The sequence below is a fragment of the Microbacterium sp. ISL-103 genome (genome assembly GCF_018613995.1).
Taxonomy (GTDB): Bacteria; Actinomycetota; Actinomycetes; order Actinomycetales; family Microbacteriaceae; genus Microbacterium.
Map to the genome: position 1 here is coordinate 1 of NZ_JAGGPD010000021.1, position 10924 is coordinate 10924.

General features: G+C 69.9%; 10 protein-coding genes and 1 tRNA gene. 10 read left to right on the forward strand and 1 reads right to left on the reverse strand.

Going from position 1 to position 10924, the window contains the following annotated elements; all coding sequences use genetic code 11:
- Positions 1-414: 414 nt before the first annotated feature.
- The 8 genes from J7E68_RS01060 (at position 415) to J7E68_RS01095 (ending at position 8325) form a co-directional block, all read left to right on the forward strand.
- Positions 415-1074 (forward strand): O-methyltransferase, encoded by a 660-nt coding sequence (locus tag J7E68_RS01060; protein ID WP_215169059.1) that lies wholly within the window; start codon positions 415-417, stop codon positions 1072-1074.
- Between the two features lie 100 nt (positions 1075-1174).
- Entirely contained in the window at positions 1175-2455 is a 1281-nt protein-coding gene (gene eno / locus J7E68_RS01065) for a phosphopyruvate hydratase (protein ID WP_215169061.1), read from the forward strand.
- A 200-nt stretch (positions 2456-2655) separates the two neighbouring features.
- A complete protein-coding gene (locus J7E68_RS01070; RefSeq protein WP_311415931.1) occupies positions 2656-3078 on the forward strand; it encodes a septum formation initiator family protein in 423 nt (140 codons plus the stop codon).
- 69 nt (positions 3079-3147) lie between these two features.
- Positions 3148-3690, forward strand: coding sequence for a DUF501 domain-containing protein (locus tag J7E68_RS01075; RefSeq protein ID WP_215169065.1), 543 nt, complete (start codon positions 3148-3150; stop codon positions 3688-3690).
- An 11-nt stretch (positions 3691-3701) separates the two neighbouring features.
- Positions 3702-4985, forward strand: a complete 1284-nt coding sequence (locus tag J7E68_RS01080; RefSeq protein ID WP_251048493.1) for a S8 family serine peptidase — start codon at positions 3702-3704, stop codon at positions 4983-4985.
- A 39-nt stretch (positions 4986-5024) separates the two neighbouring features.
- On the forward strand, positions 5025-6509 hold the full coding sequence (locus J7E68_RS01085; RefSeq protein ID WP_215169069.1) for an FAD-dependent oxidoreductase: 1485 nt from the start codon (positions 5025-5027) through the stop codon (positions 6507-6509).
- Positions 6510-6799: 290 nt separating this feature from the next.
- Complete coding sequence (locus J7E68_RS01090; protein ID WP_215169071.1) at positions 6800-7633, forward strand: cation-transporting ATPase; 834 nt, start codon at positions 6800-6802, stop codon at positions 7631-7633.
- Positions 7630-8325, forward strand: a complete 696-nt coding sequence (locus J7E68_RS01095; RefSeq protein ID WP_215169072.1) for a DedA family protein — start codon at positions 7630-7632, stop codon at positions 8323-8325. Before J7E68_RS01090 ends, J7E68_RS01095 begins: the two co-directional genes overlap by 4 nt.
- Positions 8326-8334: 9 nt before the next feature.
- On the opposite strand, the gene J7E68_RS01100 is transcribed toward J7E68_RS01095, so the two are convergent.
- A tRNA-Leu gene (locus tag J7E68_RS01100) sits at positions 8335-8410 on the reverse strand.
- A gap of 322 nt (positions 8411-8732) precedes the next feature.
- On the opposite strand from J7E68_RS01100, the gene J7E68_RS01105 reads away from it, so the two are divergent.
- Positions 8733-9980 carry an alanine racemase gene (locus tag J7E68_RS01105; protein ID WP_215169074.1) on the forward strand — a complete coding sequence of 416 codons (1248 nt, stop codon included), beginning with the start codon at positions 8733-8735 and terminating at the stop codon, positions 9978-9980.
- Positions 9977-10924: D-arabinono-1,4-lactone oxidase (locus J7E68_RS01110; protein WP_215169076.1), on the forward strand; the 948-nt coding region annotated here is incomplete at its 3' end. The genes J7E68_RS01105 and J7E68_RS01110, both read left to right, overlap by 4 nt.

Here is a 10924-nt window from a genome sequence, read left to right on the forward strand (position 1 = left end):
GGGGGGGGGGGGGGGGGGGGGGGGGGGGGGGGGGGGGGGGGGGGGGGGGGGGGGGGGGGGGGGGGGGGGGGGGGGGGGGGGGGGGGGGGGGGGGGGGGGGGGGGGGGGGGGGGGGGGGGGGGGGGGTTCCGCCGCGATCTGGCCGGCGGTCCTCGCGCACGGCTCGCTCAACGCCTCGGCGGGCCTCGTCCTCATCGTCGCCGCTTCGCAGCCCGACCTGGCGCTCGCGGGTCCCCTGGGAATCGCAGGATGGATCGTCGCCGCCGTCGTCATCGCGGTGCTCGCGGCCACCGGTCAGTTCCGCGAACAGCCCGAGCTCGCCGGCGCCCCGGTGCGCCTGCTCTCGGCGCCGCGAGACGCGGGCGACCGCCGGGCCCCTTGACGCTCGGCGGGCCCGCGAGGTTGGCTGAGGGCATGGAATCCACCCCCGCCGCCTGGTCGAACGCCGATGCCTATCTCGCTGATCTCCTCGTCGGCCATGACCCGCATCTCGAGGCTGCTCTGACCGCTCAGCGCGATGCCGGCCTGCCCGAGATCGAGGTCGCGCCGGTCGGAGGCAAGTTCCTCCACCTGCTCGCACGCATCGCGGGTGCTCGCCGGGTGCTCGAGATCGGCACTCTGGGCGGGTACTCCACGATCTGGCTCGCCCGAGCGGTCGGCGAAGACGGTCGCGTCGTGACCGTCGAGGCCGAGGCCGACAACGCGGCCGTCGCCCGGGCGAGCATCGACGCCGCAGGAGTGGGCGACCGCGTCGACATCAGGATCGGCCGCGCAGCAGACGTGCTGCCCACCCTCGTGGGCGGATTCGACCTGGTGTTCATCGACGCCGACAAGGAGTCGAACACGGTCTACCTCGACTGGGCGGCGAAGCTCGGACACCCCGGAACCGTGATCGTCCTCGACAACATCGGGCGCGAGGGTGAGATCGTGCGCGACGACGCGACCGATCCCAAGGTCGTCGGCACCAGGGATGCGCTGCGGATGCTGAGCGACGACCCGCGCTTCGACGCGACCGCGCTGCAGACGGTCGGCATCAAGGGGTGGGACGGCGTCGCGCTCGCGGTGGTCGTGTGAACGTTCGACTCCGACCCCGGGGCCGGTGGGCGAGCGGGCTAGACTGGGCGCGGATCGACGACGCTCCACACAACGTTTTCTCTGAGCAAGGAGCACATCAGTGGCACTGATCGAGGCTGTAGGCGCACGCGAAATTCTCGACTCGCGCGGAAACCCGACCGTCGAGGTGGAGGTGCTCCTCGATGACGGCGTCGTCCAGCGGGCCGCCGTCCCGTCCGGCGCATCCACCGGCGCATTCGAGGCGTACGAGCTGCGTGACGGCGACAAGAGCCGCTATGGCGGCAAGGGCGTGCTCAAGGCCGTCGACGCCATCATCGACGAGCTCGGACCGGCGCTCGAGGGCGTCGAGGCCAGCGAGCAGCGCATCGTCGACGAGATCCTGATCGAGACCGACGGCACCGAGAACAAGCAGCGCACCGGCGCCAACGCGATCCTGGGCGTCAGTCTCGCCGTCGCGAAGGCCGCGGCCGACTCGGCCGACCTGCCGCTGTTCCGCTACCTGGGTGGACCCAACGCGCACGTGCTGCCCGTTCCGCTCTTCAACGTCATCAACGGTGGCGAGCACGCCGACAACGGCATCGACATGCAGGAGTTCTTCCTCGCGCCGATCGGCGCCGAGACCTACTCCGAGGCGCTCCGCTGGGGTGTCGAGACCTACCACGTGCTGCGCGGCGAGCTGAAGGCCGCCGGATACGCGACGGGTCTCGGCGACGAGGGCGGTTTCGCCCCCGACCTGCCCAGCAACCGCGAGGGCCTCGACTTCCTGGTCAAGGCGATCGAGAAGGCCGGATTCAAGCCGGGCACCGAGATCGCACTCGGCCTCGATGTCGCCGCCACCGAGTTCTTCAGCGACGGCGTGTACCGCCTCGACAACAAGGACTGGAGCGGCCCCGAGCTGATCGAGTACTACCAGGGTCTCGTCAACGACTTCCCGATCGTCACGATCGAAGATGCGCTCGCCGAGGACGACTGGGACAACTGGAAGCTCCTCACCGATGCGCTGGGCTCGAAGGTGCAGCTCGTCGGAGACGACCTGTTCGTCACCAACCCGTCGCGTCTCGCCGACGGCATCAAGCGCGGCGTGGCCAACTCGCTGCTCGTCAAGGTCAACCAGATCGGCACGCTCACCGAGACGTTCGACGCGGTCAGCCTGGCGCAGCGCTCGGGCTACACCGCCATGCTGTCGCACCGCTCGGGCGAGACCGAGGACACCACGATCGCCGACCTCGTCGTCGCGACGAACGCGGGTCAGATCAAGGCGGGTGCGCCTGCTCGCAGCGAGCGCGTCGCGAAGTACAATCAGCTTCTGCGTATCGAGGAAGAGCTGGGCGACGCCGCGGTGTTCGCGGGCCGTTCCGCGTTCCCGCGCTACCAGGGCTGACAGCAGCTGAGACAGACATACGCCGCGTGAGCGGCACGTTCGGAGGAGGAGCCGTGGCACGACGACCGGCTCCTCCTTCGGCGTCTCCGGCAGCGCGCACGGCAGATGCGGTTCCTGCCGCGAAGGCGTCCCCGCGCGCGGCCGGTTCCCGTCGGGGGAGAGATGCGTCGGTCCGCGGCGCGCCGGATCGTCGCGTAGACGTGCGTGAATGGGCCTCCGGCATCCGCCTCTCGGCATTCTCGGTGATCATGCTCTCGCTCGTGGTCCTCGGCGCCTGGGTGCTGGTGCCGACGCTCGGCACGTTCATCGACCAGCGCCAGAAGATCGCGGCGTTGGAGCAGTCGATCCAGGTCTCCGGAGACCAGATCGCTGCTCTCGAGCAGGAACGCGACCGCTGGAACGACCCGGCTTACATCACGACTCAGGCGCGCGAGCGGCTCTACTACGTCAAGCCGGGCGAGGTCGTGTACCTCATCGACAACGATCTCGACCCCGCGGCTCTTCCGCAGCAGCAGGGCCCGGTCTCGGACACCCTCGAAGAGACACCGTCCGACTGGATGCCTCAGCTGCTTCGCACCCTCACCTCGGCCGGACTCAGCGACACCGCCGCCGTCAGTCGCTGACGCGAGCGGTCTCCTTCACGGCCCTGTCCCTGGGAGCATCCTCCCGGCCGCCTCCCGTACGCTGGAGGGGTGACCACGCCGCCTTTCCCCGCCCCCACCGCCGCTGAGCTCGCTGTGGTGTCGACCCAGCTGGGCAGGACCGCACGCGGTGTCGTCGGCATCGCGGCGCGCTGCGCCTGCGGCAATCCGACGGTCGTCGCGACGACGCCCCGGCTGCCCGACGGCACGCCGTTCCCGACTTTCTACTACCTCACCCATCCGGCGGCGACGGCGGCGATGTCGACCCTCGAGGCGACGCAGGTCATGCCCGAGCTCGCGGCGCTGCTGGCCGACGACGAGGGCGTCGCGAGCGCCTATCTCGCCGCGCACGAGGCGTATCTGGGTGATCGAGCGCAGTTCGGCGACGTCGAAGAGATCGCCGGAATCTCAGCCGGCGGTATGCCGACCCGCGTGAAGTGCCTGCACGCTCTCGCCGGCCACGCTCTCGCCGCAGGCCCCGGTGTGAACCCGATCGGCGACATCGCGCTCGAGCGATCCGCATGGTCGCCCGACCGGTGCCGTTGCGACGAGCCGGGCGCCGCCCTCCGCGACATCGAGGCGACGACGGCATGAGGTCGACGCGGATGCTGCGAAGCGGTGTCGCGCTGGCGACGATCGTGGCATCCGTCCTGCTCCTCGGCGCCACGGCGACGCCGACGCCGGCCCCGGTGCCCGACGACCCCGCCGATCCCGTGCGCGCTGCGGAGTACTGGCTCGACGGTGCACGCATCCGTGACGCCTGGCAGACGACACGCGGCGACGGCGTCACGATCGCCGTCATCGACACCGGCATCGGCAAGGTTCCCGGCGTCTTCGACGAAGCAGTGGTGGGTGGCACCGACGTGTCGGGCACCGGAACTCCCGACGGACGCACCCCCGTCGGCGCCATCGACGGCAATCACGGCTCCTGGGTCGCGTCTCTCGCCGCCGGTCGCGGCGCCGCAGACGGCAAAGGCATGATAGGGGTCGCCCCCGAGGCCGACCTGCTGTCGATCTCGGTGGGTTTCGGAGCAGCCGCGGCCGTGCCCTTCACCGAACAGGTCGCCAAGGCCATGCGCTGGGCCGTCGATCACGGCGCCGACATCATCAACCTCTCGTTCACCACGAACACGCTGGATTGGGACAGGAGCTGGGACGACGCGTTCCTCTACGCCTTCGAGCACGATGTGGTGGTGGTCGTCGCGGCGGGCAACAGGGGGAGCGGCACCAACATCATCGGCGCCCCGGCGACGATCCCCGGAGTCCTCACGGTCGGCGGAGTCGACCAGACGGGCACCGCGAGCATCGAGGCATCGACACAGGGCATCACGATCGGGATCGCCGCGCCCAGCGAGGGACTGCGCGGCGTCTCGGCCGACGGCACGGTCGTGCCGTGGAGCGGCACGAGCGGGGCGGCGCCGATCGTGGCGGGCATCGCGGCCCTGATCAGGTCGGCACACCCCGAGATGGATGCGGCGAACGTGATCAACCGCATCATCAAGACAGCGATCACCGTTCCGGGCATGGGCAAGCTCCCCGACCCGCTGTACGGCTACGGTCTGGTCGACGCCGAGGCTGCCGTCACCGGCGACGTCGCGACGGTGTCGGAGAACCCCATGGGCGACCTGGCCGAGTGGGTGCGGCTGTACCGCAGGGCAGAGACCGTTCCCCAGCCCGAGCCCACCGCCGCGCCGGTCGAGGTGCCACCGCTGCCGGATGCCGACGCGCCGACGGAGGCCGGTTCACCGTTGCTTCCCAGCGCTGATTCGCTGCGCTACGGTACCCTGCCGCTCATCGCGCTCACAGTCCCTGGTATCCTGATAGGGCTTGGCGTCACCGCAGCTGCCCGGCGCATCCGATCGGCGCGCGCTCGCACGCCACATTCCTGACTCCCGAGGAGTTGTCCCCCTGTGCCTGAGAACAGCACTGTGCCCAAGATCCTGATCGTCGGCGGAGGCTATGCAGGCTTCTACACGGCGTGGAAGCTGGAGAAGCACCTTCGCAAGGGCGAAGCAGACGTCACCATGGTCGACCCGCTGCCGTACATGACGTACCAGCCGTTCCTCCCCGAGGTGGCCGCAGGCTCGATCGAAGCCCGCCACTCGGTGGTCGCCCACCGTCGTCACCTCAAGCGCACCAACGTGCTCACGGCCAAGGTGACGGGCATCAACCACGCCGAGAAGGTCGCGACCATCACGCCGCCCGTGGGTGAGCCGTACGAGTTCGCCTACGACCAGATCGTCGTCACCGCAGGCGCGGTCTCGCGTACGTTCCCGATCCCCGGCATCGCCGACAACGCGATCGGTCTGAAGACGATCGAAGAGGCCGTCGCCATCCGTGACCGCCTGATGTCGAACTTCGACAAGGCCGCATCGCTGCCCGCGGGCCCCGAGCGCGACCGTCTGCTGTCGGTCGTCGTCGTCGGCGGCGGCTTCGCCGGCATCGAGGTCTTCGCCGAGCTGCGCTCGCTCGCCTCGTCGCTGGTGGGCAAGTACCCGCAGCTGAGCTTCGAGGACACGCACTTCCACCTCATCGAGGCGATGGGCCGCATCATGCCCGAGGTGTCGCTGCCGACGAGCGAGTGGGTTCTCAAGGACCTCGCGAAGCGCGGCGCCAACGTGCACCTCGACACCCAGCTGACCAGCGCGATCGATGGCAACGTCGAGCTGTCGACCGGCGAGATCATCCCGACCGACCTCATCGTCTGGACCGCCGGTGTCATGGCGAACCCGACCGTGGTCCGCGGTGGCGACCTTCCGATCGAAGAGCGTGGTCGCATCCAGACGCGTGCAGACCTTCGAGTCGGCACCCCCGAGGCATTCGTTCCGGATGCCTGGGCAGCCGGTGACGTCTCGGCCGTTCCCGACCTCTCCGGCGGCGGAGTCGGCGGCTTCTGCGTGCCGAACGCCCAGCACGCGGTGCGCCAGGCGAAGCTGCTCGCGAAGAACATCGTCGCCGTGCTGCGTGGTGAAGACCCGAAGGAGTACTTCCACAAGAACCTCGGTGCCGTCGCGGGCCTCGGTCTCTACAACGGTGTCTTCCAGTCCGGCAAGATCGCCCTCAAGGGCTTCGTCGCCTGGGTCGCGCACCGTGGCTACCACGGCCTCGCGATGCCCACGTGGGAGCGCAAGTTCCGCGTGGTCTGGGGCTGGTGGAACAACCTGTGGCTCGGCCGTGACATGGTCAACCTCGAGACGGTGCAGAACCCGCGCTATGTGTTCGAGGAGTTCGCCGCGCGTCCGCGCCCGGCCGCAGACGCGCCCGCGCCCGCCGTCACGGCTCCTGCCGAGCAGGCGAAGGCCGTCGACAAGGCTGCCGATGAGAAGCCCGCCGGCGAGAAGACCGCAGTCAAGAAGCCGGCAGCGAAGAAGCCAGCAGCGAAGAAGCCTGCTGAGACGGCCGCTGCCAAGTAGTCCGTTCTCGCGAACGCCCCGATTCCACGGAGTCGGGGCGTTCGTCGTCTCCGGCGGGGGTCGGCGAGTCTCGCACCGGGCTCATAGGACTGCTTGCTAGCGTCTGTCGTGCAAGGGGAGTACTCCCGTCTGCGGTGGTGTCGTCATTACGGATACGAGGTCGTGTCCCGGCCCGCCGGCCCGTGAGGGTGGAGGAGACCTGGCGTCCGTATCCGCGGACGACCAAGGACCCCTCATCGCACCGCTGTCGAGTCCCGTGGCCGTCCACACCCCACGAAGGAATCGACACCATGGGAAAACTCACCCGACTGATCGGGATGGCTGCTCGCGCTCTCGACCTCGACGAGAGCGGATCCCGCACCGGTCGGTCCGGCTCGCAGGCGGGCTCGACGCCCCCGGCGCCGGAACGGCGGCCCTCCGCGCACGACCGATACGCACCGCCTCCCGCGGCGGGCCAGTCGGGTCATGACCCCTATGCACCGCCGCCCGCCGGCCGCGCGCCCGCCGACCGTCCGCGAGTCGGCGGAGCGAAGGCCGCATCGGATGCCGATCGCGCCGCCATCGCCCGATACGACTACCTCCTCGAGACGGCCGATCCGCACCGTGTCGAGCAGATCCACCGCGAGGCCTTCGCGCGCCTGACGCCCGCGCAACGAGCGCAGGTGCACGAGAGGATGACGGCGGAACTCGCTCCGGGGGAGCGCCCGGCATCCTCATCACCCGACGATCTGGCGCGCGCGGCGGGGCGCTCCGAGGCATCGCGGCCCGGCCGCATGCGGGGACTGCTCTCGCGGGTACGCGGATTCGGCGCGGCCGGCGCCGTGGGCGGCGCAGCGGTGGGTGCGCTGGGCATCGTCGCGGTCGGGGCCGTCGGCAGTGCCGTCGCCGCTCCTCTGCTCGAGCAGGCGGCCGGCCTCGGCGTGGACTTCGACGCATTGGCGCAGGGCATCGACGTCGAGGCGATCCCGAGCGGCCTCGGAGGAGAGGAACTCGCGGGCGCGGCCGGGGGTGTGCTCGGGTCGGCGGGTGAGACGGTGTCGGGTCTCGGCGACACGGCGAGCGAATGGGGGCAGCGGCTGGGTGACCTCGGGATCCCCGGAATCGGCGACCTGTTCGGCCGATGAGTGCTCTGAACGCGGCGGTCGCCGACCCCTCAACGTCGGACCACGGCTTCTCGGGCCTCACAGGTTTCGCTGCCGACGTCCTCACCGGCCTCGGCGACATCGGGGTCGGCGTGCTCGTCTTCGTCGAGGTGCTGATCCCGCCCATCCCGAGTGAGGTGATCCTGCCGTTCGCGGGGTATCTGAGCCAGAGTGGCGATCTCACCCTCGGATGGCTGATCGTCTGGAGCACGCTCGCATCGTGGGTCGGTGCGCTCCTGCTCTACTGGCTCGGAGCCGCCATCGGGGTGGAGCGGGCGGTGCGGCTGCTGTCGGCCACCAAGCTGGTCAGTCGTGCCGACCTCGAGCGCGGCGTGCACTGGTTCGAACGCAGCGGAGGGTGGACCATCCTGGTCGGCCGGCTGGTTCCCGGCATCCGCAGCCTGATCTCGATCCCGGCCGGGGCGACGCGCATGAATCTCCTTCGCTTCAGTGCGTACACGATCGTGGGAAGCGGCCTGTGGAACTCGCTTCTCATCGGAGTCGGTGCCGCACTCGGCACGCAGCACGAGCAGCTCGAGCACGTGCTCGGATATCTCGACTACGCGGTGTACACCGCGATCGCCGTCGCACTCGCCGTGCTGATCCTGCGCCGGGTTCGCGAGGCCAGAACAACGCGGTCCGCCGCGACGCGATCGGGCGGATCGCCCGAATGACGGTGCAGCTGGTGCCCCCGCTGGGACTCGAACCCAGACTGAAGCGATTTTAAGTCGCCTGCCTCTGCCATTGGGCTACGGGGGCTGTCAGCTCCAGCCGTGCGCTCAGAGTACACGGCCGATGCACCCGCGATCGTCAGAGGTGCTGCAGAGGGACGAGCCTCTCAGGGCCCGTCCCTCTGTGATGCTGCTGAGACAGCATCTTCACCCCCCGGCAAACGACCGCATGCGGCCGATGAGCCCGCCAGAACGACGGCCTCAGTGAGAGAGACGGCGAGTACGCGTGTTCATTACGTGGGCGGGAGCTAATGTATTGGCATTCCGGCTGTGGGGAGGCGGCGAGGGAGTGGTGCGACTCGGTGTCGCAAACACTGAATCCGCGTCCACCGAAGCCGTAGGGTGGGGGAGTGCTCGACCTCACCGCCGATCTGAGCCCCGAAAAGGGACGTCCCCCCGTCTCGCCCGAGTGGCAGGACCCGTCACGCTACTGGCCTCGCCTGTCTGCCGCGACGGGCCATCTCCCCGCCCCGGTGGCGGTGATCGACCGCGAAGCGCTGCGATACAACGCGATGGATCTGCTCGTGCGCGCGGGTGGGCTGCCCATCCGTGTCGCGTCGAAGTCCGTGCGCGTCCGCAGTGTGCTCGATGCGGTCCTGCAGCTGCCCGGCTATCGGGGGATCCTCGCATTCACCCTCGCCGAGGCGCTCTGGCTCGCCGAGACGCATGACGACATCGTCGTCGGCTACCCGACGGTCGACCGCGCGGGGCTGACGGCGCTCTTCGCCTCGGAAGAGGCGGCTCGGCGCATCACGCTCATGGTCGACGATCCCGCGCACCTCGACATCGTCGACAGTGTCGCTCCGCCCGGCAGCCGCCCTGACATCCGTGTCGCGATCGACGCCGACGCCTCGCTGAAGTCCGCCGCTCTCGGTCACATCGGTGTGCGCAGGTCCGCTCTGTTCACCGCAGGAGAGGTCGCCGCCTTCGCACGCAAGATCGTGCGGCGCCCCGGGTTCACTCTCGTCGGTCTGCAGATGTACGAGGCGCAGATCGCCGGGCAGGGCGACAACGCCGGGCGTGACGCGCCCGTGATCCGTCTCATGCAGGCCCGATCCCGCGCCGAGCTCCGCGAGCGGCGAGCTGCCATCGTGAGCGCGCTGTCCGAGATCGCGCCACTCGAGTTCCTCAACGGCGGCGGAACCGGGTCGCTCGAGTTCACCGGGAGCGACGAATCGCTCACCGAGGCGAGCGCCGGCAGCGGGCTGCTCGGTGGGCATCTCTTCGACGGATACCGCTCGTTCCGCCCTGCGCCGGCATCCGCGTTCGCCTTCGACGGCGTGCGGCGGCCCACCGCCGATATCGCGACCGTGCTCGGAGGCGGATGGATCGCATCAGGACCGGCTCTGCAGTCTCGTCAGCCCTCACCCGTGTGGCCTGAGGGGCTGCGCACGCTCGCGCGGGAGGCCGCGGGAGAAGTGCAGACGCCGTTGCAGGGGCGCGCGGCCGAGCGCCTCGGCGTCGGCGACCGGGTCTGGTTCCGACACGCCAAGAGCGGCGAGCCCGCCGAGCGCATCGACAGCTATCAGCTCGTCTCGGGCGATGAGATCCTCGACGAACTGCCCACATATCGCGGCGAAGGGAGGGCGTTCCTGTGACGCGGATCGGTGGCACCTGGCAGAACTGGGGGCGGTCGGCGCAGGTCAAGCCGCTGCGTGTCGAGCGTCCGCGCAGCCCCGAGGGCGTGCAGCGCGCGGTCAAGGCCGCGGTGTCGCAGGGGCTGACCATCAAAGCGGTCGGGGCAGGCCACAGCTTCACCGGCATCGCCGTGGCCCCGGGTGTGCTCCTCGAGCTCGACGACATGCAAGGTCTCGTGGCGGCCGATGCGGCGACCGGTCGGGTCACGCTTCTGGCGGGCACTCGGCTGCATCGCATCCCCGGTCTGCTCGCGCCCTTCGGCCTGGCGATGGAGAACCTCGGCGACATCGACCGACAGTCGATCTCGGGCGCGATCTCGACCGGAACCCATGGCACAGGTGCGGGTTTCGGTGGCCTCGCCGCCCAGGTCGTCGGCATCTCGCTGGTGACGGCCGCAGGCGATTTCCTTCGCATCGACGCCGAGCACAACGCCGAGATGCTGCCTGCCGTCGCGCTCGGGCTCGGGGCACTCGGGATCATCGTCGAGGTGACTCTGCAGTGCGTGCCGTCGTTCGCGATGGAGGCGGTCGACGAGCCGGCGCCTCTCGACGACGTGCTCGATTCCCTCGACCGCCGCGTCGCCTCGTCCGATCACTTCGAGTTCTACTGGTTCCCTCACACCGAAGTCGCACTGACCAAGCGCCAGACCCGTCTCCCGGAATCCACCAGGCGTCAGCCGCTTCCCGTGGTGGGGCGCTGGATCGATGAGACGCTGCTCTCGAACGGCGTGTACCGGGCGGTGTGCGCCTCGGCGCAGGTCGCTCCCGTCATCACGCCGCCGTTCAACAGGCTCGCCGTGAAGCCCACCGGCGATCGCCGGTACACGGACCTCCCGCATCGGGTGCTGACGCCGCGCCGTTCGGTCAGATTCCGCGAGCTGGACTACGCGGTGCCGGCCGCGAAC

What these genes read in the sequence shown, in the direction of transcription:
- J7E68_RS01095 (WP_215169072.1), top strand. Translation starts at nt 7,630, where the DNA reads ATGAGTGCTCTGAACGCGGCGGTCGCCGACCCCTCAACGTCGGACCAC.
- J7E68_RS01080 (WP_251048493.1), top strand. Translation starts at nt 3,702, where the DNA reads ATGCTGCGAAGCGGTGTCGCGCTGGCGACGATCGTGGCATCCGTCCTG.
- J7E68_RS01060 (WP_215169059.1), top strand. Translation starts at nt 415, where the DNA reads ATGGAATCCACCCCCGCCGCCTGGTCGAACGCCGATGCCTATCTCGCT.
- J7E68_RS01090 (WP_215169071.1), top strand. Translation starts at nt 6,800, where the DNA reads ATGGGAAAACTCACCCGACTGATCGGGATGGCTGCTCGCGCTCTCGAC.